We start from the raw sequence: 26,541 nt of genomic DNA on the forward strand, positions 1-26,541 counted from the left end.
GACACCGGCCAGAATCTGCGTCACAACATCGACGACGAGGCCGCACCCAAGACGACCACCGTCGACGGCACGCTGAAGAACCCGGCCACACCGCCGTCCACCGAGACACCCACCGCGATGGGAGTCACCGGCGCCGGGTACACCAACAACGACCTCAGCACCGACACCGCGACCACGCTGTTCGACATCGACACCAAGGCCGACCGCGTCTCCCTGCAGTCACCGGCCAACGCGGGCAGCCTCGCCCCCACGGGCGGGCTCGGCGTCAAGGTCGGCCCCTCCGCGGGCTTCGACGTCCACTACAACACCAAGGCCGGCACCAATCACGGCTACGCCACCTTGAACGTCGACGGCACAGCCGGCCTCTACACCGTCAATCTGCTGACCGGAGCAGTCGGCCACAAGGGCTCCTTCCCCAAGGCCCTGCAAGTCACCGACCTCGCCGTGACCCTCAACCGCACACCGCAGGGCGCCATGAACACCGGCGGCGGCGCCCTCGCCGCCGCCAGCAGCACCGAGCTCAACGCCACCGGCGCGGCAGTAGGCGGGATGGTTCTGCTCGGCGCGATCGCTGCCCGCAAGCGGATCACGCGAGACCGGGAGACCGCGGGAACACCTTCCGTCTGAAGAGCGGTTCCGACTCTGCGGCTGCCGTATCCGCACCGTAGCTGTGGTCGCAGAGCCATGGGACACGGAGCCCTGCCGCAACGAGGCAACCGCCGATAGCCCGCCCAGACCCTGCCGGACAGAGCACCACCAGGATCTGGGCGGAAGCCCCAGGAGCATCCTCTGCCAGGAGGAATACGCCTGTGGCCCCACCGCTTTCCGAGCCAGGCACCCGGCACAGGAAGCGGAAGACGCGTCGCCGCAGGCGGGCTGGCCCCCGGCGGCGCGTCACCAACGGCGAAACCCCAAGGGCAGCGCCGTCGACATCCCACATTCGACACACCATCCGCAATGGATGGCCCAGTGGGTACACGATCACCCGTACAGCCCATCGCCAAGGCCGGAAGACCTTCAGGCCGGCTGCGGGACTGGTTCGTCCGGAAGGCATTTGTCCGGAAGGCAGCAGAGCGAAGACGGCGACACAACTCCCTGCCAGCCCAGAGCTGGGTCACGGTCCTCCCGGGTGCGTAGGACACGGTCGACGCCGCGCACCGCGAACGCGCACGGCACGCGTGCAGACGTACCGTTTCCATCCTGGTCGAACGGGCGTGCGGCGAAGACGCTCGACGCGCCCGACGCGGCCAAGGCCCCGCAACAGGCCTGATAAAGGGACCGCGATGACGGACACCTTCGGGAGCCGGCTGGCGCAGTTCGCCGACAGCCCTACTCCCCTCGGTGAACTGGCCTGCCTGGCTGCCGACGATCCGGACTGGCCGAGCGAGCCCGAGCGGCTCCTGACTTACATCACCTACGTGGGACAGGCCGCCGTGCGCTCGGAGCACCAGTCGTCCTCCAGTGAACCCGAAAGGGCGGGAGGTCGGTATGGAGCTGGCGAAGGTAGCTGTGGGGCGTCCGGCGGACGGTGTGGTGTCTTGGAGAGACGGAACCTACGGTTTGTGGGTTCCCCAGAGCAGTTCCGCCGGCCAGCGGTGTGCCCAGTCGGGCGGGTCGGTTTCGTTGTAGCCGTTGGGTGTTCCGAGTTCGGGTCGCGGCTCGATGAGGTCGTCGATGACGAGACCCGCGCCGCGCAGGACCTTGACCCAGCCGCCGTAGGTGAGCTGATAGCTGGTCGCGCCGTTGTCTTCGGCGATGCTGTTCAGCCCGAAGTAGTCCTTCTGCAGCGTCGTGGTCACGTGGCTGGCGGCTTCGTCGTAGCAGGCTTCGAACCATGGGCTGGCGACGTTGAACACCAGGCGCCCGCCTCGGACCAGGACGCGTGCGGCCTGTGGGACGGCCAGGTGCGGGGGCGCCCAGCTGAGCCCACCGAAGTCGCAGAACACCAGGTCGAAGCTGTCGTCTGCGAAGGGGAGTTGCTCGGCGGCACCTTGCACCAGCGGGTACCGGATCGCTCCCATCGCGCCTGCTGCTGCGTCGAGTTGGGCTTCGGACAGGTCGAGCCCGACCACGGTGGCGCCCTCGGCGGCGAGCGCCCTGGACCACTGGCCGGCGCCGCAACCGAGTTCGAGGACTCGCTTGCCGGTGACGTCGCCCAAGGCGTGCAGGTGCGCGTCGGGGATGGAGTACATGCCCCACAGCCGGGGTGCGGCGCCGATTTGTGGGTCGTGCTCGTGCTGGTAGGCGCTGCTGATCTGGTTCCAGAGCCGCCGGTTGGCGGGGATGCTGTCCACGTACCGACTCCAGCACTGCCAGCCGGGGGCGTCAACACGATTTGGGCACGGCTGGCCCTCGCCCCGGCCCGGACCAAGATCCGCCAGACGAGCCACAGCCCTGCACGACGTCCTCGCCCGTCGACGCCACTCTGTTGCCTCAGCCAGCAGAACAATGAGATACGGCATGAACTTCGTCAACATGCCGGAGCCGCACTGGGCGGGCGAGTACCCGTTCACGTTGGTGCTTCAGCCCGAAGACAAGCCGGGCGGCAGAATTCCTCCGCGGCTGGGCGGCTTCCGCCTTCAGGACGACACCAACGCGCGCTTGTTCGTCACTGCGTCAGACACCGCGATCCCTCTCGGGCTCGACGCCCCCTCCTCGACCTGAACGGTCGATTCCGTGCCGGGAACACGGCCCTCATCGCCGCAATGCCCTCACTCGTCCCCGACGAACTCGGCGGCAACCGCTCCCCCGGCGTAGACCCCTATCCCCCTGCCGGCGTCTATTACCTCACCCTCTGGTGAGACACCCGCAAGAGCGCTTGGCCTGGCCCTCATGACTCCGTTCAGACCGGACTGAGCACCTTTGACTACGACGTCGTTTCTTATGGTGTCCCGATCGGTGGGGTCCGTTGTTGCGGTCAGTGCTGATGCGTGGTGCCGCGCACGTACGTCGGGTCGGCGTCATGAGGGAGAAACCCTTTGCTTCCGTATTCATCAGAGATCGAGATGGAGAGGTACACACTGCACGTCTGGCCGGTGGCGGCGCCGGGATAGTCGAGCCTGATCCCCGGAGACTCGTCAGGGAATGTGTCGAATACCCAGTTCGCCGGACCGGTGTGAACCCTGCTCTCAGCCTCCCCGCAACCCGGCCCGGGATCTGGCACCTCCTCCAGCTCTGCAGAACCGTCCGCCCTGACCGTCAGACGTCCACCGTCCGAGGCCGACCAGACCCCTCGCACGTCGCTGACGGTGAGTGGAGGGTCGTCAGGGGCCTCGGTCAGGTCTATGAGGAAGTTGGCCAGTGCCGCAATGACGAACGCTCCGGCAGCAACCAACAACCAGAGAAATACCCTTGGTCGATCATTCACTGAGCCCCTCCCTCAAGGCAGGTGACCTGGGCGTCTCCCAGTTCCCACATTCGCCACAATCATGATCCCGACACGGATCAGAGGGAACCCGGCTTGAAACCTTGGCAACTGTTGCCGGGTTGCGAGGCGAGCGATCGAGCCTTCCGGCTCGGGCCTTGCTGCCGGAAGCCAGCCGCCGATAGCCGATGAGTGCCGCTGCTATGCCGACGAAGGCGAGGAAGTGCTCCGCCTTGCGTTCGTAGCGCCGGTGGAGTCTGGGGCAGCCGGCCAGCCAGGACACGGTTCCTTCGACCACCCAGCGGTGCCGGCCCAGCCGTTGTGAGGACTCGATGCCCTTACGGACGATGCGAGGGCGGATGCCCCGCTGGCGGAGCCATCGGAGACATGTGGTCGTAGTCGTAGCCCTCGTCGGCATGCAGTTTCGCCGGCCGCCGACGCCGGGGCCCGCGACGGGACGGCACCATCCCGGCGGGCGGCGGCACCATCACCATCGACAAGCAAGAGGTGAAGACCACCGGGACAGGTTCACCAGCAATTCATTCGCGGGTTGGTCCGGCAGGATCCGAGGGACGTTGAGACATCGACCGGCTCTTGCCGCCCTGAAGCGACCTGCACCGGCGGCCTGGCCGACAACCAGTCAGTCTCGTCCAACACCAGGCGGGGCCTGGTGCCGACAAGTACCTTCACCGTCATGACGATCCCCCTGCTCGAGCGCCACCCGAAACCCAGGCCCACCTCCACACCACCACCGGGGCGGCCGTCCACATACCCGCCCACCCGGCCGGACAAGAATCCGCCCTTCCCACCGAACCACCCCCAGCAGCCCCCGCCGGGACGCTGAGCAGGCATGCGGGTGAACCGCCCCCCGTTCGAGAAGCTCCCCGAAGCAACCCGGCGTGCCATCGCCGACCGGGTCGGCAAGGACTGCCCCAGAGCCGAGGTCCAGAACGGCACCAGCTCCGCGCTCGCCTCCTTGTTCTGGCCGTCCGAGACGCAGATGGTGTTCGTCAAGGGCCTGCCGCTGGAGCACGAACGGATCGGTGAGCTTCAAGCGGAGGCGGCCGTCAACCCCTTCCTGCCTGACAGCGCCCCAAAGGTGCTGTGGCAGGAAGAAGCGGGCGGCTGGCTCCTGGTCTGCTTCGAAGGCGCCGACGCGAGCGCGTGGGCGTGGTTCGGCGAAGGCAGCGACCATCTGGAACCGGTCGCCACCGTCCTGGATGAGTTGAGCCGGCACCCCGCTCCCCAAGAAGTCCACCTCACGCCGTGGGAGCGGTGGGGGGAGTACTGCGACCCGGCTGATGCGCCCCTCCTGGCGGGAAACCGGCTCGTGCACTCCGATCCGTGCGCCACCAACTTCATGATCGAGCGCAGCGGGCGGGTATGGATGACCGACTGGGCGTGGGCGATGCGCGGGCCCGCCTGGATCGACACCGCCCTGTGGGGGATGCGGCTTGTCCTGGACGGCAAGCAGACCTGCGAGCAGGCCGCCGCCTGGGCCCGGACCGTCCCCGCGTTCGCGCAGGCGCCGCGCGAAGCGCTGGTCGTCCTCACCGAAGCCGAGGCCCGTTCCTGGGAGGACTGGCAGGCGTACGGAACGGCCGGGCTGGAGGAGACGATCCGGGCAGCCAGGGTGTGGGCCGCGTACTGGGCTTCGCCCTGAACTCCGGCCGTCGGCAGCTGTACCGCCGAGGTGCTCCGGCGGGCAGCGGAGCTGCCTCGCAGGGGTCAGGTGACGACGATGCCGGCGGGCCGGCTGCGGGGCAGGGGGGTTATCCGTTCCCGCTCGGATGGCATCTCCCCGCAGCAGGGCGCCTAGCCCGCGGCAGCTCCGGCGTGTCGGGCCTCCATCGCGGCGATCACCCGCTTCCGGGGACGGCGAAGCCCGCGCCCTGAGCCGCTTCTGCCAGGCGCCCTGGCGTCGGCTGTTCCGTCCCCCAGCTCACCCCGGCAGGGCCGAGCCCCGCCCCGCCCCATGTCCACAGGCACGACTCCGGCACGGAATAGTCACATGCTCGGCCGGACAAGTACTAGCTGTTCAGCTGCTACTTGTTCCCCCTTACGTCACGTCCCTCCCCAGCGGTACAGCACCTTTCGACCTACATCTGAGGCAGGACGAATTGGTCCCGCCCGGGGGCGGACGTCTCAGCGGGCCGGGCGCGGGACGCTGGCATCGAGCCGGGCCGGATTGGTCACCCTGTACCTCGCGGCTCAGGTACGACGCGCTGCCGGCCATCTGACCGATCACTACGACTGGATGGGGACCACAGCGAAGAAGAGAAACGTTCAGGTGGCCGTGTCGACGGTAGCGGTGGCCGTCTTCGGACTGGTGACCGCGTCCCCGGCAAGCGAGCCGGTCCTCTTCCCTTAGGGGGCTGCTCCCGCCGCGTCGGCGGCCGCTGCCGCACCGGCGACGACCAAGAGCGCACCGCCCCTCGGCGCAGATCCGTGAGCTGCATCATGAGCGCCACGGGGTCCCAGCCGGGCTTTCCCAGAGTCAACAGCCACTGCAAAAAGGGGAGATACCAGCATGAAGATGCAACTCAAGCAGCGTGTCGCAGCCCTCACGACGACTGCCGCGATGGTCGTCGGTCTCGGTACGGCCGTGGTCGCCACCGCCACCCCAGCGTCTGCCGTGGACGTGTGCATGGGTTCCTGGTACCAGAACCCGGCGCTCCCGTACACGCTGTGGACCCCCACCCGCACCCTCAGCTACAACACCAACTACGACGCCTGCGTGCCCAACGTCCAGAGCAGGATCAACCAGATCTACGGCAACGTCCTCACGGTCGACGGCTACTACGGATCGCAGACCCGAGCTTGGGTGAAGCGGTTCCAGAACGACTACAGCTGGTGCAGCTTCGGCGTCGATGGTGTCGTCGGACGCAACACCCACACCTGCCTCGGATACGCGACCGACCAGGCGCACTGACACGCCGCCGACCCGACAGTCCGGGACGGCGCCGCCCCAGGAACTCCCCCGCCGTCCTGCTCATGGCCCTGTTCACCGTGGCCATCGCCGCCGGTGACTACGAGCTCGCGGCGGCCCTCGGCACCCTGCCCATGGCCCCGCTGTTCACCCTCATGAAGGTCTGACCTCTCCGTTCTGACCTCACTCCGGTGGCCCCGCACTCGCGCGGGGCCACCGGCATTGCCTGGACCGACACGGCCGCGCCCTCAGTCAGTAGTCCTCCCCGGGGTCTATGTCATGACCCGGTCCATTGCCTCCAGGTCTCATGCTGCCCCCGGCCCCTTGGGTGTGGCCGTGCCGGTCATGGTCCCCAGCCGTTCGGGGGACACTCGGGCGGCATCCGGCGCCTTTCCCCGTCGCTCCGGGCATCCCTTGGTGGAACGAAAGGGAGATCCCATGCCGCTCTATCTGTCGAGGTTCAGCTACACACCGGAGACTTGGGCGAGGCTGACTGCCCACCCCGAGGACCGCGCGCGGGCCGCTCAGGCGTACATCGAGTCCGTCGGTGGGAGACTCCACGGCTTCTGGTACGCCTTCGGCACGCACGATGGATACAACCTGTGGGAGGCCCCCGACAACGTGTCCATGGCCGCGGTTGCGCTGGCGATCAGCGGAGGTGGCGCGCTCAGCTCCTTCGAGACGACAGTTCTCCTGACCGTCGACGAGACCATGGACGCCCTGCGCAAAGCCGAACGGGTCCAGTACCGGGCGCCGGGAGGATTCACCAGTCCAGATGTGGCCGAGTGAGCTCCGCCAGCTGCGTACATCCCCGTTTTCCTCCTCCGCGGTTCTGCGGACTCGGCTGCCCCTACGACTCAAGATCACGATGAGTGGCCAATAGATGACCCCTTGTCAGCGGCGCCTCCTACATTGGTCGGTTGCGCGGGAAGCGCGTGATCGCCCAACGGAGGGGGACTTCGGTCTTGCCGTTCATCAAGGGGTACACCAAGCGGGACGGAACACCGGTCCAGGCGCACTGGAGGGCGCCGGCCGGGACGAGAGAGCAGACTGCGCTGGCCGTCGGGATCGTGGCGGCCGTATTCGTCTTCGGTGGATCCAGTTCATCGACGCGCAGCGGAACGGGCACGGAGGGGTTGCCGGCGCCGAGGTCCTCGTCGGCTGTGACGTACCCGATCAAGTGGCCGGAGTGGGAGAAGACGCCCCGCCCGGCCCCGGCCGTCTCGTATCCGGTGCGCCGGCCGGAGCAGACGCAGACCGCACCGCGCCCGCTGCCGACGGTGTCGTACCCGATCAAGTGGGACCGGACCGGAGACGTACGGTGAGTCGGCGGCGCCCGGCCAGACGGCGGTCACGGAGGGGTGGCGGCACCGAGCAGCTTCTCCTCGTCCTCGGCGGCTTGGTCGTCGCGGGGGCAGTGGTGGCGGCGGTCGTGGACTTCCTGCGCGCGCACCCATGGGTCCCGGTTGTCCTGATGCTGCTCGTTGGCGGGGCGGCGGCCGCCTGGGTGGTCAGACGGCAACGAGCCGCGCAGTGGGAGCGGGTACGTATGAAGGGGCTGCGGTACGCCCTGACGCAGCTGGACGCTCTGCATCACCGGCAGTTCGAGCTTGCGGTTCGGGATCTGATGCAGCGCGACGGGTGTGCGGACGCGGTGCAGGTCGGCGGCGCCGGGGACAACGGCGCGGACGTGAAGGCCACCGACCCGCACGGGCGGCGCTGGGTGATCCAGTGCAAGCACCGGCGGGCAGGTCTGTCCGGAGCAGCGGTGGGCAGCCCGGATCTGCAGGTCCTCAACGGCACCGGTCGGCCGGTGCACAGGGGCGATGTCGTCGTGCTCGTCACGAACGGACGGTTCTCGAAACCGGCGGTCGACTTCGCCCGCTCTCAGCGGCTGCACCTCGTCGACCGGACCATGCTGGGTGACTGGGCAAGTGGCTCACGGCCTCTGTGGGAGCTGCTGCGGGCCGTACCGCCGCCGCGTCGGCCCACGTCCGGCTGACCGGCTCCTGACACGAAGAGGCCCGGGGAGCTACGGCTCCCCGGGCCTCTTCGTGTCCGGTCGGGAGCGTCGGTCATGACATGCCGAAGCGGGCCTCCATTCGCGCGGTCCGGTGGAGAGACCTGGCGACCCGCTGCACCGAGCCCTGCCGCTCACCGGTCGCGCGCGACGGGGCTTCCCTGTCTCCGAACCTTCTCTCAGGGCCTTCGTCACTCGTTGAGCCGGCCCATTCTTCGTACGCACGTACGTCACCCTGGCCGCATTGGGTTCAGTCTTTCGTGTGGCGCATGGGTGCCAGGCAGCGGTGTCATCAGGTCAGCACGGGAGGTACGCGCGCGGGCTGTGCTCCAGGGGTGGCCGGCGGGGTGATGTGGAGAGCGCGGCGGTGGGCGGTAGCGCGGTGGCACACCGTGTCGACAGAGGTAAACCCGCCGGTCGGCTCTGGCCAAGACCTCTCCACTCCGGCTGTACCCGGCGCTGTGGAGGCGGTGAGCTACGGAGCGTTCCGGATCCGTCCTCCCGCCCTGTCCGTAACCGGAGTTCGGGAGGAGCGGGGCCGCCGCGCACCATCGACCGATTGGAGACGTCAGTATGAGTACACCTCCTTCCGTCCCGCTCCGTGTCGCCCTCGTCAACGGAAGCTTCGAGCAGCCCTCCGTCACCGACATGGCCTTCCTGCCGGACGCGTCCCAGACCCAGGCTCCACGGCACGTCCCGGGCTGGCTCACCACCGCCACCGACCACATGGTCGAGTTGTGGCACTCCGGCTTCAACGGCGTGCCCTCCGCGGAGGGCGAGCAGTTCGCCGAGCTCAACGCCAACCAGGTCTCCACCCTGTTCCAGGACCTGCCGACCACCCCCGGCACCAAGCTGTACTGGCGGCTCTACCACCGCGGCCGGCAGGGGCAGGACACCATGGCCCTGGACATCGGCGCCCCGAGTAACGCGGTCGAACAGCGCACCTTCACCGACGGCAACACGGCATGGGGGTACTACACCGGTACCTACACCGTCCCGGCCGGGCAGACCACCACCCGTTTCGCCTTCCGGTCCGTCTCGGCCGCCGGCGGCAACCGCGGCATCGGCAACTTCCTCGACGGTGTCTTCTTCGGCACCGCCCCGTACGTGGTTCTCACCAAGACCGCCGTGCCGACGGGGCCGTTGGACGTCGGTGATGTCGTCACGTACCGGATCACCGCCAAGAACGAGGGGGGCGGAGCCGCCGAGCGGCTCACCCTCACCGATGTCGTGCCCGCGGGAACCACGTACGTGCCCGGGTCGCTGCGGATCGTCGACGGTCCGAACGCCGGAGTGAAGACCGATCAAACGGGTGACGACCAGGCCGCCTACGACGCGGCGGCCGGCACGGTCGTCTTCCGGCTCGGCACCGGCGCCTCCGCCTCCGCCTCCCAGGGCGGCAGCCTGGCCAACACCGCCGCTCTGCCGGGAGGCACCACGGTCGAGTACCGGGTGACGCTCGGTCTGAAGACGGCGGGCACCCGTGTCACCAACACCGCCGCCGCCACGTACGAGAACCGTCTCGGCTCCACCCCGGAGCCACTGACGTCCACGTCCGACGAGGCCGTGACCGAGGTCCGCCCGGCCGCGGACCTGAACGTGACCAAGGCCGCCGACGCGACCACCGTGACCGTCGGGCAGACCGTGACGTACCGCCTGACCGTCCACAACGCCGGCCCCAGCCCGGCGACCGGCGTCACCGTCACCGACCGGCTCCCGAACGGGCTCGCCTTCCTGTCCGCCGACGCCGACCTCGGTTCCTACTCCCCCGAGACCGGGCTGTGGTCGGTCGGCTCGTTGGCCGTCGGCGCCCGCTCGACCCTCACCCTGCGGGCGAAGGCCACCCGGGCCGTCCGCGTCACCAACACCGCCACCGTCACCGCCGTCGAGAAGGACCCCGATCCGGCCGACAACACGGACTCCGTCACCGTGTGCGTCGAACCCGCCCCGGCCTGCTGCGCCCCTTGCGTGCCCCGGACCTGAGCCGGCGTGGGCTCTGAGGCCCACGTCCGCCCTGAAGCGCGTGCACCCTCATCCCAACCCCATAGCGGTCGGCTGACAGCCGCGAAGGGGCTCGGGCCCTCGCTCTTGCGCGAGGGCCCGAGCCACGCGGTCCCCGGGGCGCCCAAGCCGCTTCCGCCGCTCCTGTCCCGCGATCTGAACCGGCTGGACCTCTCCAGCCGTCTGCGGCCCATCCCTGACGGACGGTGGGCGGTCGCGACGATCCATGGCGGACGCTTCGATGATCAGCCCTTCCGTCCGGCTGAGATCCGGCTGTGGACCTTCGCGGCGGAACTCGGCGCACCATCGTGCGCGAGAACAAGTCGGCGGTGACCAGCACGTCCTGGGGCGACGGAAGCCGCCTGCTGGCCGCGGCCGTGCAGGGACGGGCGGAGGTGTGGGACGTCCGCAGCGGAGAGCTGGTCTTCGCCGCCGACGCGGCCGCGGACGGCGGCGACGTCGCCCTCAGCGCCGACGGGCGGCGCCTCGCCCTGTGCGTGGCCGGGGTGCGACATGCGCCGCTGAGCCTGCCAGAGGAACAGACCCTCTGGGACGTGCGCACGAGGCGCCCGCTGCCCGGCCTCCCGGTTCCCTACGACGCCCACGTCGCCAGGAGCGTGAGGACCCTCGCGCCGGTCCGGCAGAACGGAACACCGGTCGTCTACGCCATTCTCTCGGGGAACCAGTCGGAGCTGATCGACCTCACGCGGGGGCAGCGGATCGTGGGCCTCCCCAACGGCCCGTCCGCGATGGCGATACGCCCTGACGGGAAGCTGCTCGCCGTCCGCCGCCGGGGAACCGGCGCCGTCACCGCCCTGGCGTTCTCCGCCGACGGCAAGACCCTCGCCACCGGCGACGAACTGGGGCGCGTCAGGCTGTGGGACGTGGAATCCCGCAAGGCTCTGGGCACGGCCCTGCTCGGTTCCGGGGACGACATCACCGGCCTGGCATTCGGACACGACGGCCGCACGCTGCGCTCCCAGGGCCGTAACACTCCACTCCAGGAACACCGGGTCGCGCCCGAGGACGTGGCGGCGGCGCTGTGCTCCCGCCTCGGCGGCGGCCTCGACCGACGCGAGTGGCGGGAGAGAATCCCCGAGGCTCCTTACCGGCGGGCCTGCGCGCCGACGGCGGGTCCCGGCCCGCACAGCGGGCCCGTTGGCCCTGGCCCGTGATCCGGTGTGCCCTCGCCTCGTCCGCGACCCGCCGCGCCATCGTCTGGTCCGCTCCCACCCGCACCGTCGTCGTGACCTTCACCGCGGGTGGCAATGGACGACTCCTCACCGTGCCCGGGTGCACTCCGGCGTACGTGACGGTCTGGGCAGTTCCGGGACGACGTGGCCCACGTCTCGCACTCATTGTCGGTGGACTCACTCCTTCCGGTCATCGGGCTCCCCTCACCGTCACGCCTCCGGCCCGGCACGGTTATCCGGAAGCACTCATTGGGTCGGGTCCGTGATCGACGGGCCTGCGGAAGACAGGTGACGGGAATGCGAACTGAGGCCGCCAAGCGGGTCGAGCTGGTCTTCTCCCTCTTCGACGCCAACGGCAACGGGGTCATCGACTCCGACGACTTCGACCTCATGACGGACCGTGTCCTGGAGGCGGCGGTGACGTCGGACGAGGGCGCGCGGGCCGCCATCCGGGCCGCGTTCCGCCGCTACTGGACGACGCTGGCCACCGAGCTGGACGCCAACGGCGACGGTGTCGTCACCGTCGACGAGTTCCGTCCGTTCGTGCTCGACCCCGAGCGCTTCGGACCCACGATCGCCGAGTTCGCCGAGGCGCTCGCCGCACTCGGCGACCCCGACAAGGACGGCCGGATCGAGCGCCCCCTCTTCGTCTCTCTGATGACGGCGATCGGCTTCGAGGAGGCGAACATCCACGCGCTCTTCGACGCCTTCGGCCCCGACTCCGAGGACCGCATCCTCGTGACTACGTGGGCGGCCGGCATCGAGGACTACTACGCGCCGGACATGGCTGGAATCCCGGGCGACCGGCTGGTGGGCGTCGGCGCCGTCTGACATCGGTCGTCAGCCGGCGCCTCCGGGAGGATGTCCGCCGTACCTGACCGGGGCCGCGGTGCCGGCGCCCGCTCCGGTCAGGGCCGGGGCTTGTGGGCGAACACCCAGCGGTTGCCCTCCAGCGCGTCGTTCGGCACGGGAAGCGGGCCGCGTCCGTGGCGGAGGGTGAAGTCGAAGGGCGTGTGCATCGAGGTGGACCAGCCCCTGGCCGTCAGGTCGCCGGCGGAATCCGGTCGCGGGCCCAGGTCGAACAGGCGGAGCAGGTCGATGCCGATCTGCTCGCGCGTCGCCGAGTAGATCGCGCTGTCGCGGTACGCCAGGAGGTCCTTCTCCAGCTTGGCCTCGAAGGCCAGAGCGCTGCCCCCGGTGGTCAGTGTGTCCACCGTGTCGATGAGGTGCGTCTCGGCGGAGCTCGGGAGATAGAAGAGGAGCCCTTCGGCCAGCCAGACGCTCGGCGCGGACGGGTCGAAGCCGGCGGTGGTCAGTTGAGTGACCCAGTCCGCGCGCAGGTCGGCCGGCACGGGGACACGCTTCACCCTCGGGGCAGCCGACAGGTCCGTGAGCACCCGCTGCTTGAAGGCCAGTACGCCCGCCCTGTCGATCTCGAAGACCGTCAGGTCCGACGGCCAGTCCAGCCGGAAGGCGCGCGTGTCCAACCCCGCTCCTAGCAGGACGACTTGGCGGGTGTTCGTGCGTACCGACCGGAGGAGGAAGTCGTCGAGGACCCTGGTCCGCAGACCGAAGTAGCGGGCGAACCGTCCCCACAGCGGGTTGTCGTGCCCGTCCGGGGCCTGCTCGATGCGTACCGGCCAGTCCGTGCAGACCGGGGCGGCGCGCACGAAGTGTTCCGCGTAGACGTCCTGGACGAGGCTGTCGTGGTGGTGGGTCTCGATCGCCCGTGCCGCGGCGACCAGGAGGGCGGTCAGGCCCACTCCTCCGTCCACGCCTTCCGTGTCTGTCCGTCGCGGCGTCGTGTCGGCCATGATTCCTCCGTTGGCGGGAGCGGGGAGTGTGAGATGTCTGCTCGTGGGACGGGGGTCCGTCCGTCGGACGGGTTGTTCCGCGCTGCCGGGTTCCTCGCTCATCGGGTCGTTCGCTCCGGGAGCAGGACGGGTTTGATCACGCGGCCCGCGTCGCAGTCGCGTTCGGCCTCGTTGACGTCGGCCAGCGGGTAGGTCCGGATCAGCTGGTCGAAGGGGAAGCGTCCGGCCTGCCACAGTGCGGTCAGCCGGGGTATCAGCAGTCCGGGTACGGCGTCCCCCTCGCAGATGTGGCGGATGCCGCGGCCTCGATCGAGGGTGCCGGGGTCGAGTGACAGGGCGGTGTGGAGGCGTGCCACCAGTCCGAGGGTCCCGGTGGGGCGCAGCGCGTGGAGCGCGTCGTTGATGAGGGGAACGGAGGCCGTGGTGTCCAGGGCGTACTGTGCTCCGCCGTCGGTCAGCCGTCGGATCTGTTCGGGCAGTGCGGCGGTCCGGGCGGGCAGGGGTACCGCGCCGAACCGTTCGGCGAGGTCAAGCCGTCGGGGGTGGCGGTCGACGGCCACGGTCCGTACGCCGGCGGCGGTGGCCGCCATCACCGCGGCCAGGCCCACGGCTCCGGCGCCGAGGACGACCAGGGTGTCGCCGGGGCCCGCTCGGAAGGTGTTCAGCACGGCGCCAGCGCCGGTGAGGAAGCCGCAGCCCAGGGGGCCGAGCAGTTCGAGCGGCAGGGTGGGGTCCACCCGGACGGCGTTGCGGGCCGGGACGAGCGCGTACTCGGCGAACGAGGACTGTCCGAACCATCGGGGTGCCAGCGCTCCCCCGGTCGCGTCGGTGAGCCTCGGCGGCTCCTCCTCGCGTCCTCCGAAGAGGTTGAGGGAGGCGAAGGAGTCGCAGTAGGCGGGGGCTGCTCCGCGGCAGTTCCGGCAGTCTCCGCAGGAGTCGAAGCTCAGCACGACGTGGTCGCCCACGTCGATCGCGCCGTCGGGACCGCCGGCCGATCGCACCACGACCCCGGCGCCCTCGTGGCCGAGGACGGCCGGCAGCGGGCTGCGGCCGGCGGATCTCCGGACCGCGAGATCGGTCCGGCACATCCCGGAGCCCGCGATCTCGACCAGGAGTTCGCCGGCGGCCGGTTCCGTCCGCAGGTTCACCTCCTCGACCGTGAAGGGGTCCTCGTACGCGCGCAGTACGGCGGCCTTGAACCTCATCCGTCACGTCTCCCTCGGGCGGTGGACGACGAAGGGCCGGAGATTGCCGTAGAAACCCCACGGTCCGCCCGCGACGCCGACCCCGCTGTCCTTGACCCCTGCGAAGGGCTGGGCGAGGGACAGTTCGGCGTGGTGGTTGATCCAGGCCGTGCCGCATTCGAGCCGGTCGGCCACGGTCTCGGCCCGGTCGAGGTCGGTGCCCCAGACGGAGCCGCCCAGGCCGAAGCCGGTGCCGTTGGCCGCGTGGACGGCTTCGTCGAGGCTCCCGTACGGCAGTACCGGCAGGACAGGGCCGAACTGTTCCTCGGTCACCACCGGGCTGTCGGGCGGTACGTCGGTGAGGATCGTGGGAGCGAAGAAGTGTCCCGGCCCGTCCAGGCGGTGGCCGCCGGACGCTGCCCGGGCGCCGTCAGCCAGGGCCTGCTCCGTGATCTGTTCGACCCGGGTCAGTTGCGGGAGGTGGTGTACGGGGCCGAGCCGGGTCCCGGGGTCGAGTCCGGGCCCTACGGCGACGGACTTCGCGCGCTGGGCGAGGGCCTCGACGACCTCGGGGTGGAGTCGGGCGGGGACGTAGACGCGTTTGACCGCCATGCAGACCTGCCCGCAGTTGCGGAACGCGGCCCAGAACAGCCGGTCCGCGATCCCGTCCACGTCGACGTCGTCCAGCAGGATGGCGGCGTCGTTGCCGCCCAGCTCCAGGGTGACCCGGGCGAGCGAGGCGGCCGCCGCCGTGGCGACGGCACGCCCGGTGGGCACCGAGCCGGTGAAGGTGACGTGCCGGATGCCCGGGTGGGACGCGAGGCGGGCGCCGAGGGGTTCGCGTCCGGTGACGACGGTCAGGACGTCCTCGGGCAGGACGGCGGCGAGGACGGAGCCGAGCAGCCGGGTGGCGAGCGGGGTGGACGGTGCCGGTTTGAGGATCACCGTGTTGCCCGCCGCGAGAGCGGGTGCGAACTTCGCCGCCGCGAGCTGGAGGGGAAAGTTCCACGGCACGATCGCGGCGACGGGTCCCAGAGAGCGCCAGCGGACCTCGCTGTGTACGGGTCGGCCGTCGTCGATCCGGCGGGTCCGTGGGGCCAGGTCGGCGAAGTGGCGGAGGCGGGCCGCGACGCGGGCGACCTCGGCGTACGACTCGGCCAGGGGCTTGCCCTGCTCCCGGGTGAGCAGGCGGGCCAGGTCGTCGGCGGCCGCCTCCACGGCGTCGGCCGAGCCGCGCAGCGCTGCGGTGCGGGCCGCGGGGTCGGAGCGCCAGCCGTGCCAGGCTCGCTCGGCGCGGGCGACAATGTCGTCCACTTCGTCGGGCTGCTGGTCGGGGGCCTCGTCGAAGGTCTCTCCGGTGGCCGGGTCGACGACGGGTAAGTGCGCGGCCCGGCGTCCGGGGACGCGGCCGGTCTCGGGTGTCGGCATGCCGACGGTCAGCCCACGGCGGGGACGCCGGTGGCGTGCTCCCGGGCTTGGCGGTCCATCTCCGCCCGGAAGGCGGCGACGAGGTGCGGCTGGATCCGGCCCGCGTTGCGGTCGCCGCCTTCGCAGACCGCTCCCCGCACGCCCACGATGTCCGTTCCCATGCGGGTCAGCTGGCCGAGGTCCGCCTGCCCGACACTGCCCGCGAGGGCCGCGAGCAGACCGGATGCGTGGGACAGCCGTACGAACTCGGCGCAGACTTCCGGAGGTACGTGGTCGAAGAGTCGCGTCCCGTCCTTGATCGCGGTGTCGAGCATGGCCGCGTCGGCACCGGAGCGGAAGGCGATGTCGGGCAGGGCGAGCGGGTTGACGCAGCCGATGCGGTGGGCGTCGGCGTAGCCGGAGGCGACGACGAGCGCGTCCGGGCGGTGGTCCTTGACCGCTCGGACGACCGCGCGCATGACCTCGATGCCCTGATCGGGCGTCGTGCATCCGTAGAGGCCGACCTTGATGTAGCTTGCGCCGGAGACGACCGCGCCGAGCGCGGCCTGCGCCACCGTGCCGGGCTTGTACGGGACGTCACCCACGGTGGCGGACACCGGCTTGTCCGCCGGTACCGCGTCGCGGATCTCTCGGATGACCCAGGGGAAGTTGGCGCCGAGCGAGCCCTCGTCGGGCTTCTTGACGTCGACGATGTCGAGGTGTTCCGCGGCCTTCGCGCAGTCGAGGGCTTCCTCGACACCGTCCGGGGAGATGAGAAGCAACACCATGAGCTCCTTCCGCCGCATGTCCGCCTGCCCGAGGGCAGGGGTGCGGGTCGCCTGGTTCATGTGCGGTGCGCTCATCATTTCCGCACCTCGGGGACGCCGGTAGAGCGCGCGGAGTTCTCCGGGGGGCGTGCATGGCTACGCTGAGCACGCCGTGCATAGCGGGGTGAAACGGGCTCCGTAGGTGACGTGAGGGCGTCTCTTCGGCTTGACGGCACGGACGCCGCACGGGACCCGTCGCACCCTCACGGTGCGGGATCGTCCTGGTCGGGCTCGTCGAAGTGGACGGCGCCGTCCTCGTCGAGGCGGGGGTGGAGAGCGGCCGGGGCGTGGGCGCTGACGTCGGACGGGCGCGGTCCTTCCGGCCCGTCGGGGCCCCAGCGCAGCAGGCGCCGGGAGCGGGCGATCCGGTAGACGGTGCCGTGGGCCTCCACCTCGTCGCAGCGGCCCGCGCGCAGCCGGTCCGCCGCCTTCGCGAACTCCGCCAGTTCGGCGGCCTCCGGGCCGTCGGCAGCGGCCGCAGTGCGGGCGTCGACGGCGCGGTCGGCATCGTAGGGAATCAGGCCGCGCGTGCGCGGCTCCATCCAGGCCAGAGCGAAGTCAAGGGTCCGGCGTGCGTCGTGGGCCGTGGGTTGCAGCCCGCTGCCCGGTGTCCACGGCCCGTCGCCCGACCGCTCGACGATCAGGAACGCCGCCGGCATGAGCAGGACGTCGGGGTGCGTTTCGACGGCCCGCGCCGAATCCTCCAGCACAGGGGCGGGAAACCTGGCGCCGGTGTAGGCCAGGGAGCGCAGCGACAGTCGCTCAGCTGCCTGGAGGGGGGTGACAGGTGCCTCCGGGTCCAGGACGAGGTCGTCGTCGACTCTCCGGCCGGCTACGGCCGCGCCGGGGCTCCAGTCAGGGGCGGGAGGCTCGGGATCGGTGGGGCGAGGCGTTTCGATGTCGCCGTGCTCGTCGGTGCCGGCGTACTCCTCGGCCCGCACCACGCGGTAGCGGGTGCCGAGGACCGTGAGTTCGTCGACGCACTCGCTCTCCAGCCGGGCGACCGCCGCCAGCAGCGCACGCCGCTCCTCCCGGCTGTTCGCCTCGTCCTTCGCCCGGAACCACAGCAGGGAGTTCAGCGCGTCGCGGGCGTCCTGCGGGCCCCCGTGGGTGACCTCTACGACCACCCGCCAACCCCGGCCGCCGTCCTCGCTCGGCGTGGCGACACCGAACAGGGGCCCTCTGACGGCGAGGGCGCTGTTGCGGATCGCCGCGTCGAGGGCGTCGGCCTCCATCGCGGCCTCCACCGGCTCCACCGGAACCCTCACCACCACCGGCCAGCTGTCGGCCCCTGTGCTCTCTCCGCTCATGCCACCACTGTGGCGGCAACGGTGCCTTCGCATCACGGTTTCACCGGATCGTTCACCCGGGCCGTACACGCCCCCTCGGCGGTCATCACGTCGACCGCCCGCCCCACCGCCTGGCACGATGGCGCCATGGTCATCGGCACGCCCTCCTCGCTCTCCGGTCCCGCAGACGCCGCCGTCCGCGCTCGCGCCCTGCGCGACCGCCCTGACGCGCATGTGGACGCGCCCGCCGTGCTCGTCGCACCGCACCCGCCCGGGTCCGGCCGCGCCGCACGGCGCGAGGCACTGCGGCCGGTGTACGACGCGGTGGCGGCCGAGCTCGGCGAGCCCACTCTGTACGGCGGTTCGGCTGCCGGCCCCAGCGTGCGCTGGCACACCGGAGCGCATGTGGTGCTCCTGGGTGGCAGCCCGCAGGGTGCCACGCTCTCGGTGCACAGGGCGTCGGACCTGCACGGGCGCGAGTACACGGCCGTGGAGTCGGGGTCGGTCGGCTGGCAGCCGGACCGGCCGCACGGCTTCGACGCGCTCCCCTACCTCTGGCTGCTGCACCGGGGGCCGACGCGCGACTGGCCGGCCTTTCGCTGGGACGGCCACCACACGGCGGCGTCCTGGGAGCACCTGGAGTCCTCGCTCGAACTGCTCCTGGACTCGTGGATGGAGCAGCTGCCGGTACAGGTGCCGGGCGACTGGGCGTCCTTCGTCGTGGGGTGCGCGCGGGACTGGCCGCGGCACCTGCGGGTCGGGTACAGCCAGGACCGCGGGGAGTTGTCGCTGATGGTGGACCACCGGACCACGGCCGAGGAGCCGGGCCTGGAGGAGGCCATGCGGGAGCGGGGCTGGCAGGTGCGCGACCGCGGCTGGTGGCGGGCGGTGTTCGCGGAGGAGGACCCCGCTGCCGCCCGTTCGGCCGCCCGGCTGTTGGTCGCCGACGTCCGCGCCCGTCGCTCGTCCTGCCCGGACGAGCTGGTGGCCTGGGAGCTGACGGTCAACGACCACGGTCGGCTGTGGCTGCCGGGCATCGGCATGCCGGTGAACTGAACCCGATCGGCGCCCCGGCCGATCCTGCGGCTCGCGGGTCCCGCGCGCTTTCGTGGGCTCGTACGGCGCGGGCCGAGCGGCGGGTGAGCCCCTGGCGGGGAAGTGCGGTCTCGCCACCGGCCCGGCGGCCCGCGACTGGACCGGTCGTCTCTCCGGCCTGGTCCGCCGCCGCCAACTGCCCACGCGGCGGAACGGGCTCCCCGAGTCGTGGCCGTGTCAGGCAGGTCGTGCGGCGGTTTCAGGAGTCTGGCGCGGTGGTGCGGTCGCCTGTCTCCTGTACGTGGGCGAGGTCGCGTCGTAGAGCCAGGACCGTGGGATGGTCCGCATCCATGACGCGCACCGCATCCTCCAGAAGCTGGGTGAGCGCGGTGTCCGCGCCGACCTCGTCCCCGGCTTCCCACCGTGCCCAGGCGAAGTGGTGCCGAATGGTCAGGGTGTCGCGGTGGTCCGGCCCCAGCACCCTCAGGGCATGCCGAAGCAACTCGCCGTACGCGGTGACCGACCCGGCCCAGTCCCCTGCCCTTCCCCGGCAGTGGGCGAGTTCGCAGCGGACCGTCAGCGCACTGGGGTGATCCGGCCCCAGAACCCGCTGCACGCGTTCCAGCAGCTCGGTGTACGTGGTGACCGCGCCGGCCACGTCCCCCGCCCGGCCTTGCCACCAGGCGAGGGACTTCCGTGTGGTGAGGGTGGAGAGCGCGTCCGCGCCCAGGATCCGCTCCCGGTCGGCCAGCACCTCGGCGTAGGCGGTGGCGGCCGCGGCCGGGTCCCCGGCCTCTCCCTTCGCGAAGGCAAGCCCAGCCCGGGCGGTGTGGACCGCGCGGTGATCCGGGCCGGGGACAAGCCGCATGTGTGCGACGAGTTCGGCGTAGGCGGTGAGCGCGCCGGCCACGTCCCCCGCCTCCATCCGCCAGTGAGCGAGGTTGGATCTGGCGATCAGGGTGTCGGAATGATCCGGCCCGAGGTGCCGTCGCGTGGCGTCCACGAGGCGTTCGAAGTACGCGACGGCGGCGGTGACCTGTCCGCTGTCCCCCAGACTGTCACCGGCGGTCTGGAGCACCCGATGGCCGTCGGGCCGCCAGAGGGCGGCATCGCGCGAGTGGTGTACCAGGGCATCCGTGTTGGCCCGCAACGCCTGGGCGAGGACGGTGTCCCGCTCGACCTCGGGCCAGGCATCGAGCAGGGCATCGGCGGCGGCGAGAGCGGTCCGGTCGTGGCGGACAAGGGTGAGGCTGTCCCGGGTGGCACGCTGGATGAGTTGATGGACACGGACAGCCTGGTGGGGGGGCGTCCGGATCATGGTCGACAAGACCGAGCCGGTGCAGGGCTCGCAGTGCGAGCACGGCGTCCTCCGCCGGGACCGGAGCCGGCTGAGAAGGGTCGTCCGTGCCGCTGAGGGTGCGGTGCTCGGCGAGATGCGTGAGAGCGGGCCGACTGGTCAGGACCGCGGCGGGGATGCCGCCGGGGTCGAGCAGAGCGGCCAGCTGGAGCATCGGGCGGGCAAGGCCGACCGGGCGGATCTGGTCGGCGCGTTCGAGGGACAGGGACCAGGTGGCGGCCGCGGTGACGGTCTGGTCGTCGGGCAGGGCTCCGGACTCGGGCAGCAGGTCGCCCAGCTTTCTGATCCGGTCGCCCAGCAGCGCTCTGTACGAGGCACACGTCAGGCCTGTGTCGATGATGTAGGCGGTGGCCTGGGCCAAGGCGAGTGGCAGGTGTCCCAGGTCGGCGGCGAGGCCGTCGATGTGCTCGGTCGCCCCTTCGTCGTACGGGGCGAGCACGGCGGTCAGGTAGGCGGCGGCCTCCTGCGGGGTGAACAGGCCCACCGTCACCAGGCGTCGGCCTTCTCCGGTGAGGGCGGCCTCGCGCCGGCGCGTGGTGACCAGGACGCGCCCGTGGCTCCCGGTCGGCGGCCACCAGCCGTGCAGGTCGGCGGGATCCGCGACGTCGTCCAGGACGATCAGCCACCGGCAGGGCCGCTGGACCGCTTTCGGTTCCAGCCAGGCCAGGAACGACCGTGCGGCATTCTCCGGGTCGCCCGGTTCCGCGGCGAGAATCTCCACGGCCGCCTGCGCGTACCCAGCCGTGATCGCTGATCGGCTGCTCGCACTGATCCACACCAGGATGTCGACCTCATCGCCCTCCCAGGCGCTGCGAGCGTAGTCGGCGGCCAGCTGGGTCTTGCCCACCCCGCCCGTTCCGGTCAGGACCTGGCCGGGCACCGCCGTACCCCCGCCGTCGGCCGCCGTCCGCAGCAGGTCGGCCTCGGTCCTGTGCTGGAAGGAGAGGGCGCGGGGCGGGATCACGCCGACTTGGCGTGGCCAGGCGGCTGGAGTGCGGGGCGGAGCGTGGTGGTGGACTTGCTCGGCGTGGCCGACGGCGAAGCCGCCGTGGTCGGCGAAGATGCCGCCACCGTGGTGGGGCGGCGGGGCCGAGCCTGATCCGGATGCGCTCAGTCCTGCTGCGAACCCGGCTGAGGAGGGTTTCCCAGGGTCACATTCCCCATGGTGAGGGCGGCTGCGGATCCACGGTCCGCCTGGATGCTGATGTCTCCCCCGACAGCCGGCCCACCTTGGCCGACCGACACATGCCTGGGGGACGGCTGCTCGGTCAGGAGAGCGCGCAGGCCCTCCGCGAGCCGGCCCTGCTCGCTGTCCCCGAAACTTTCGAGCAGAGCCTCGATACGGGCCTGCCACGCCGCCTCCTGACGGATCCGCACCCGCTCCGCCTGGGGCGGCGCCGCGGCCTCGAGCTCGGCGGCGGCTTGGTCGAGGCGCTCCAGCTCGGCGTGCTCGCGCTGTGGATTCCCCTGGCCGAACCAACGGGCCATCTGTCCGCGTAGCCCTGCCCAGGCGTCGGTGCCCGCAGCCTGCACCACCGCCGTGCCTCCCGCCGCGGCCAGCGCGGTCATCGCCTCCGACAGCATCCTTGCCCTTCCCCTGAGAGTCCGGTCCCTACTGGAGCGGGCACCGCTACGGTGCCTCCCCACGTCACTCCATCAGACAGGCGGCGCCGGTGTCCCCGGTTCCGCCGAGCGAGCGGCCGTGACAACCGACACGGTCCGCCGCAGTCGGAGCGGGCGGAGCCGTCGGCGCCCGTCGGTCAGTCGGTCAGTCGGTCAGTCGGTCAGTCGGTCAGTCGGTCAGTCGGTCAGTCGGTCGCAGGATGTGGCTGTGGTTGTGGCTGTGGTTGTGGCTGTGGGCACGGGATCTCCCACGGAGGCGAGCCGGCCGGTTCGCGTCCTGGAGCAGCCTCCCGGTGTCCACGGTGGTCGCGTCAGGGGTGGAGCGTCTGGTCGCCGGCGGCTCGCTGGGTGACCGCGCGGGCCGCCTGCCGGATCGCGACGATGGTCGGTTCCGCGCGGCGCTTCGTCAGCCAGGCGAGCGCGCACGTCGACGGCGACAGGTCGAGGACGTCCAGGTAGCGGATGCCAGGGCGGGGGAAGAACGTCCGGGCGGCCGCGGGGAGGAAGCACACCGCCTCGCCCTGGCCGACCGTGTGCAGCAGTGACTCCATGTCGGTCACGACAGGCCCGTACGTCACGCGTCTGCCGTCGGGACGCGGATCGACCGCCCAGAAGTTCCACCACGTCCGCGGTACCTGGGCGGGTACGTCGACCACCGCCCTGTCCTCCAGCTGGGCCAGGGTGAGGTGGGGGAGGGCTGCCAGAGGGTCGTCGGCGGAGAGGCACACCACCCGTGGCTCGGTGGCCAGGTGCTGCAGCTCGATGCCGTCCGGTACGGGAGGACGGAGGAAGACGGCGTCGATGTCCTGCCGGACGAGGTCGGCCATGTGGTCGACGATGTTCAGACCGAGCAGCTGCACCGTCATCTGTGGGTGCCGGTTCTGCAGTTCCTGCAGCACCGCGCGGGTGTGTGGCATGGCGGCCTCGGCGCCGACGGTGCCCACCACGAGCCGACCGTCGCTCTGCCGACACTGCGCGGCGGCGGTGCGGCGCAGTTGGTCGGTGGCTTCGATGACCAGACGTGCCTCGGGCAGCAGTGCCCGCCCCGCCGGGGTGAGGTCGACCATCCGGCTGGTGCGGGCGAACAGCGGCGTCTTCAGGCGCTTCTCCATGTCGCGGATCTGCTGGCTGAGGGCCGACTGGCTGATGAACAGCCGCTCGGCGGCGCGTCCGAAGTGCAGTTCGTCGGCGAGGGCCAGGAACAGGCGCAGTTGATGGACGCTCGGTTCTCCCGGCGTCGCGGTACCGGAGCCGGCGGTCTCAGCGCCTCGACCAGGAGTCATGAGGTGGAGGTTATCGATCGCCCTGTCTTTTGAATAATTGGTGTGCTGACAGCCGCAGTTCGTGCCGGGCAAGCTGAGCGTGCCCCTGCTCCTGAGCTGCCGTACCGGCATGCGCGAGCGTGCGGCGTCCTTGAGCGCTGGGACCGGTCCGGACCGCGGAGGCTCAGAGCGGCCGTGGTGTGGGGCAGGGGTCGGGCAACGGGGGAAGTGGGGGTGACACACCGGTGTCCACGGCTGCCCGCGGGCGGCGGGTGGACACGTTCGCCCTCTGACGAGGGTGACTTCTAGGGCTGCTCGGTTTCTCGCTTCCAGCGGGAGCCCGTTGCGGCACTGCGACCCCATCGGGGTCCGACACGGGGAATTCAATGCGTAAACGGAACAGACATCTCGCACTCCTGGCGGCCTTGTTCGCCGCCTTCGCCTCTCTGCTCGCGACGACCACGCCGGCCGGGGCGGCCGGACTGGCGTCACCGACCGTCGCGGCCGCCGCTTCCGGTCAGGCCAAGGCCGCCGGATTCTGGTGGCCTTGCACGCCGGACGATTTCCGCGACAACCAGGTGTCCCGCCGTCTGCTCTCCCGCAGCACGGATGTGACCCCGGCCGGGAGGGTGAAGAGCACCTACAACGCGACCGGTGCGGCCATACCGATGAAGGCTACGTACGGAGAGAAGATCTCTCTGAGCGTACAGACCTCGGTGGGCGGGTCCATCGAGGCCGAACAGGTCGTCAAGATCGCTCTGGAGGCCGGATGGTCACAGACGGTCGTCACGGAGACGACGGAGTCGGACGAGTACTCCCCCATCGTCCAGCCGGGCACCTATATGCACCTCCAGCCGTACGTGACGAACATGTACGTCGTCTACGAGGTGACCACGACCATCGAAATGGTCTACTCGCTGGGCATCCTGTGGTGCCGCGGCAACAAGACGACGTCGTACCGCGTCGCCAAGATCCCGGTCGCCCAGACGATGTGCGTGTGGACGGGTCCCGCCGGCACTTACTGTCCGCCCGAGGGGCGAGGCTGGAGAGGCGGCGGCGGAGCGCCGCCGTCGGGCGGCACACCTCCGCCTCCCCCTGGCCCTCAGCCGGTCACTTCCGTGCACGGGCTGGCCGACGGCACGCTTCTGTCGACCACCGACACCGGTCGTGTCTACAAGATGGTGGGTGGCGCGCCCGTGTGGCAGGCGACCTGCGGCGACGGCATCTGCACCACCACGCCGCGTCCCACCACGCAGGCCGTCATCAACGCCGGGCCGGCCACGCCGCGAAACGGGGCCACCGTCATCGACCAGCGCGGACGGATCCACCTCTTCGTGGGTGGCGCTCCCCTGTGGCAGGAGACCTGCGCCGCTCCCGTCACCTGCGGCACGCCGGTGAAGGTGTCGTCGTGGTCCGTCGACGCGCGCGATCACATGAACACCCTGCCGGCGGACGGTCAACTCGTGCAGGCCAAGGCCGGCTCCACGGACCTGCCGGTGTCGGCGACCGTCGGCGGCGCCCTGATCCCCTTCGCCAGCCCGCAGGAAGTCATCGACTCCGGCCACGGCGCCAACTGGGCGGGCAAGGTGGTGGCGATCTCCCCCGGCAGCTACCACAACCTCGGGACGATCCCCGCGGACGGCACGCTCGTACAAGGCGCCGCCAACGGTGTCTCCACGCCCGTCGCGATGATCCTCGGTGGTGCGGCCATCCCGTTCGGCAGCCCCCAGGAGGTCATCGACTCCGGCTACGGGAGCAACTGGCCCTCGAAGGTCCAGGGCATTCCGGCGCGGCACTTCCACACCCTGCCGCCCATCCCGAAGGACGGCACGCTCATCCAGGGCTCGCTGGGCTCCACTCCGGTGGCCGCCATCGTGGGCGGAGGCAGGGTGAACTTCAGCAGTCCGCAAGAGGTGGTCGATTCGGGCTTCGGCACGGACTGGGCCTCGAAGGTGCGGGCTGTTCCCGGCCGGGCGTTCAGCGCCCTGCCGACGCGGATCGTGGACGGTACGCGGTTGGCCAAGAGCGGAGCCACCTCGGAAGCCGCGGTCATCGGCGGAGCACGCGTCGACTTCCACACCGAGGCGGAACGCAACGCCGCCGGATACGGCGACAAGCCCCGCCACGTCATTCCGGCACGGGTGTGGGACGCCATGACCACGAAGATCGCGGACGGTACGCGGTTGGCCAAGAGCGGAGCCACCTCGGAAGCCGCGGTCATCGGCGGAGCACGCGTCGACTTCCACACCGAGGCGGAACGCAACGCCGCCGGATACGGCGACAAGCCCCGCCAGGTCGTTCCCGCACGGGTGTGGGACGCCATGACCACGAAGATCGCGGACGGCACTCTGGTCGGCAAGAGCGACAGCACCGCCCAAGGCGCCGTGGTCGGCGGAGCTCTGGTCGCCTTCCAGAGCATGGAGGAGCTGGAAGGCTCGGGTTATGGCGCGGAGCCTCTGCTGATCGTGCCGGCCCGGGTGTGGGACGCCATGACGACGCGGATCGCGGACGGTACGCGGATCAAGGACGCGGGTTCCGCCGGCCAGGCGGCGATAGTCGGAGGCGCCAAGATCCCGTTCAACAGCATGGAAGAACTCACCGCCAGCGGCTACGCCGACCGCCCCATGCAGGTGGTACCCCACCGCATATGGACAGCACTCACCACCACGATCGCCGACGGCACACGCATCAAGGACGCAGGATCCGCCGGCCAGGCAGCCATCGTCGGAGGCGCCAAGATCCCCTTCAACAGCATGGAAGAACTCACCGCCAGCGGCTACGCCGACCGCCCCATGCAGGTGGTACCCCACCGCATATGGACAGCACTCACCACCACGATCGCCGACGGCACACGCATCAAATCGCCGGACGCGGCCACCGTTTGGCTGGTCGACGGAGGCCGTCGGACGGTGGTGGCCCACACCACAGGGGTATGGACGGTTCCGCAGCGCGTGATCGACTCCATCCCGCTGCGCTGACACCGGCACGGTGACGTAGGCAAGGATGCCGGTGCGGTGCCCCGTGGCACCGCACCGGCTTCCGTCCAGGGAGCCCCACCGGCGGCGGCTCCTGGTCCTGTGTTCCGGCGCTCGGAGAATGCCCCTGCACTGCTCGGTCGGCCCGGAGTCGGCCGGGCGTGAGGCTCCGACATCGTCCGCCGGCTCTCCGGGAACGCGCCGGCGTCTGCTGACCGGCACGCCGATGGCGACCGTGGCCCGACGGCTGCTCTGGCCCGT

Annotated in this window: 22 protein-coding genes and 2 pseudogenes; 12 read left to right on the forward strand and 12 right to left on the reverse strand. The window is 70.7% G+C overall.

Annotation, left to right across the window (positions count from 1 at the left end):
• Window positions 1-627 (forward strand): DUF4394 domain-containing protein (locus ABT129_RS31700; protein ID WP_351908493.1); only part of this gene is annotated, 627 nt, incomplete at its 5' end.
• Window positions 628-1,553: 926 nt separating this feature from the next.
• Here ABT129_RS31700 and ABT129_RS31705 read toward each other — a convergent pair.
• Window positions 1,554-2,294: a class I SAM-dependent methyltransferase gene (locus ABT129_RS31705; protein WP_351908495.1), complete on the reverse strand. Its 741-nt coding sequence runs from the start codon at window positions 2,292-2,294 to the stop codon at window positions 1,554-1,556.
• Between the two features lie 166 nt (window positions 2,295-2,460).
• On the opposite strand from ABT129_RS31705, the gene ABT129_RS31710 reads away from it, so the two are divergent.
• The gene (locus ABT129_RS31710) at window positions 2,461-2,664 is read left to right on the forward strand and encodes a hypothetical protein (RefSeq protein ID WP_351908497.1); all 204 of its coding nucleotides are present in this window, start codon (window positions 2,461-2,463) and stop codon (window positions 2,662-2,664) included.
• 253 nt (window positions 2,665-2,917) lie between these two features.
• On the opposite strand, the gene ABT129_RS31715 is transcribed toward ABT129_RS31710, so the two are convergent.
• Both ABT129_RS31715 and ABT129_RS31720 read right to left on the reverse strand, forming a co-directional pair.
• On the reverse strand, window positions 2,918-3,367 hold the full coding sequence (locus tag ABT129_RS31715; protein ID WP_351908499.1) for a hypothetical protein: 450 nt from the start codon (window positions 3,365-3,367) through the stop codon (window positions 2,918-2,920).
• Between the two features lie 175 nt (window positions 3,368-3,542).
• A pseudogene (locus ABT129_RS31720) lies at window positions 3,543-3,813 on the reverse strand (transposase); the annotation flags it as partial.
• A 401-nt stretch (window positions 3,814-4,214) separates the two neighbouring features.
• Here ABT129_RS31720 and ABT129_RS31725 point away from each other — a divergent pair.
• From ABT129_RS31725 to ABT129_RS31760, 8 genes are all read left to right on the forward strand, one after another.
• Window positions 4,215-5,027: an aminoglycoside phosphotransferase gene (locus tag ABT129_RS31725; protein ID WP_351908501.1), complete on the forward strand. Its 813-nt coding sequence runs from the start codon at window positions 4,215-4,217 to the stop codon at window positions 5,025-5,027.
• A gap of 867 nt (window positions 5,028-5,894) precedes the next feature.
• Entirely contained in the window at window positions 5,895-6,296 is a 402-nt protein-coding gene (locus ABT129_RS31730) for a peptidoglycan-binding domain-containing protein (protein ID WP_351908503.1), read from the forward strand.
• A gap of 435 nt (window positions 6,297-6,731) precedes the next feature.
• Window positions 6,732-7,082, forward strand: a complete 351-nt coding sequence (locus ABT129_RS31735; RefSeq protein WP_351908505.1) for a GYD domain-containing protein — start codon at window positions 6,732-6,734, stop codon at window positions 7,080-7,082.
• Window positions 7,083-7,456: 374 nt separating this feature from the next.
• The gene (locus tag ABT129_RS31740; protein ID WP_351908507.1) at window positions 7,457-7,618 is read left to right on the forward strand and encodes a hypothetical protein; all 162 of its coding nucleotides are present in this window, start codon (window positions 7,457-7,459) and stop codon (window positions 7,616-7,618) included.
• 92 nt (window positions 7,619-7,710) lie between these two features.
• Window positions 7,711-8,295 carry a restriction endonuclease gene (locus tag ABT129_RS31745; protein ID WP_351908578.1) on the forward strand — a complete coding sequence of 195 codons (585 nt, stop codon included), beginning with the start codon at window positions 7,711-7,713 and terminating at the stop codon, window positions 8,293-8,295.
• Between the two features lie 591 nt (window positions 8,296-8,886).
• Window positions 8,887-10,296: a CLIPPER-2 domain-containing protein gene (locus ABT129_RS31750; RefSeq protein ID WP_351908509.1), complete on the forward strand. Its 1,410-nt coding sequence runs from the start codon at window positions 8,887-8,889 to the stop codon at window positions 10,294-10,296.
• Between the two features lie 326 nt (window positions 10,297-10,622).
• Entirely contained in the window at window positions 10,623-11,489 is an 867-nt protein-coding gene (locus tag ABT129_RS31755; protein WP_351908511.1) for a WD40 repeat domain-containing protein, read from the forward strand.
• Between the two features lie 315 nt (window positions 11,490-11,804).
• The gene (locus tag ABT129_RS31760) at window positions 11,805-12,338 is read left to right on the forward strand and encodes an EF-hand domain-containing protein (protein WP_351908513.1); all 534 of its coding nucleotides are present in this window, start codon (window positions 11,805-11,807) and stop codon (window positions 12,336-12,338) included.
• Window positions 12,339-12,415: 77 nt separating this feature from the next.
• Here ABT129_RS31760 and ABT129_RS31765 read toward each other — a convergent pair whose 3' ends face one another.
• From ABT129_RS31765 to ABT129_RS31785, 5 genes are all read right to left on the reverse strand, one after another.
• Window positions 12,416-13,321, reverse strand: coding sequence for a class I SAM-dependent methyltransferase (locus tag ABT129_RS31765; protein ID WP_351908515.1), 906 nt, complete (start codon window positions 13,319-13,321; stop codon window positions 12,416-12,418).
• A gap of 98 nt (window positions 13,322-13,419) precedes the next feature.
• Window positions 13,420-14,526, reverse strand: a complete 1,107-nt coding sequence (locus tag ABT129_RS31770; protein WP_351908517.1) for an NAD(P)-dependent alcohol dehydrogenase — start codon at window positions 14,524-14,526, stop codon at window positions 13,420-13,422.
• A 3-nt stretch (window positions 14,527-14,529) separates the two neighbouring features.
• A complete protein-coding gene (locus ABT129_RS31775; RefSeq protein WP_351908519.1) occupies window positions 14,530-15,933 on the reverse strand; it encodes an aldehyde dehydrogenase family protein in 1,404 nt (467 codons plus the stop codon).
• Window positions 15,934-15,941: 8 nt separating this feature from the next.
• Window positions 15,942-16,697: a (5-formylfuran-3-yl)methyl phosphate synthase gene (locus ABT129_RS31780; RefSeq protein WP_351908580.1), complete on the reverse strand. Its 756-nt coding sequence runs from the start codon at window positions 16,695-16,697 to the stop codon at window positions 15,942-15,944.
• Window positions 16,698-16,942: 245 nt separating this feature from the next.
• Window positions 16,943-18,049, reverse strand: coding sequence for a DUF5954 family protein (locus ABT129_RS31785; RefSeq protein ID WP_351908521.1), 1,107 nt, complete (start codon window positions 18,047-18,049; stop codon window positions 16,943-16,945).
• A 126-nt stretch (window positions 18,050-18,175) separates the two neighbouring features.
• Here ABT129_RS31785 and ABT129_RS31790 point away from each other — a divergent pair, with 126 nt between their 5' ends.
• Window positions 18,176-19,084: a hypothetical protein gene (locus ABT129_RS31790; RefSeq protein WP_351908523.1), complete on the forward strand. Its 909-nt coding sequence runs from the start codon at window positions 18,176-18,178 to the stop codon at window positions 19,082-19,084.
• A gap of 238 nt (window positions 19,085-19,322) precedes the next feature.
• On the opposite strand, the gene ABT129_RS31795 is transcribed toward ABT129_RS31790, so the two are convergent.
• From ABT129_RS31795 to ABT129_RS31810, 4 genes and pseudogenes are all read right to left on the reverse strand, one after another.
• Window positions 19,323-20,381 carry a tetratricopeptide repeat protein gene (locus ABT129_RS31795; RefSeq protein WP_351908525.1) on the reverse strand — a complete coding sequence of 353 codons (1,059 nt, stop codon included), beginning with the start codon at window positions 20,379-20,381 and terminating at the stop codon, window positions 19,323-19,325.
• Window positions 20,382-20,937: 556 nt separating this feature from the next.
• Window positions 20,938-21,384: pseudogene (locus tag ABT129_RS31800) on the reverse strand (NB-ARC domain-containing protein); the annotation flags it as partial.
• A 146-nt stretch (window positions 21,385-21,530) separates the two neighbouring features.
• Window positions 21,531-22,004, reverse strand: a complete 474-nt coding sequence (locus ABT129_RS31805; protein WP_351908527.1) for a hypothetical protein — start codon at window positions 22,002-22,004, stop codon at window positions 21,531-21,533.
• 350 nt (window positions 22,005-22,354) lie between these two features.
• Window positions 22,355-23,326 carry a LysR family transcriptional regulator gene (locus ABT129_RS31810; protein WP_351908529.1) on the reverse strand — a complete coding sequence of 324 codons (972 nt, stop codon included), beginning with the start codon at window positions 23,324-23,326 and terminating at the stop codon, window positions 22,355-22,357.
• Window positions 23,327-23,691: 365 nt separating this feature from the next.
• Between ABT129_RS31810 and ABT129_RS31815 the strand changes: the two genes are divergently transcribed.
• Window positions 23,692-26,283, forward strand: coding sequence for a hypothetical protein (locus tag ABT129_RS31815; protein ID WP_351908531.1), 2,592 nt, complete (start codon window positions 23,692-23,694; stop codon window positions 26,281-26,283).
• The last annotated feature ends 258 nt before the right edge of the window (window positions 26,284-26,541 follow it).

Origin of the sequence: Streptomyces sp. NPDC002057 (genome assembly GCF_040296665.1) — a bacterium.
GTDB lineage: Bacteria > Actinomycetota > Actinomycetes > Streptomycetales > Streptomycetaceae > Streptomyces.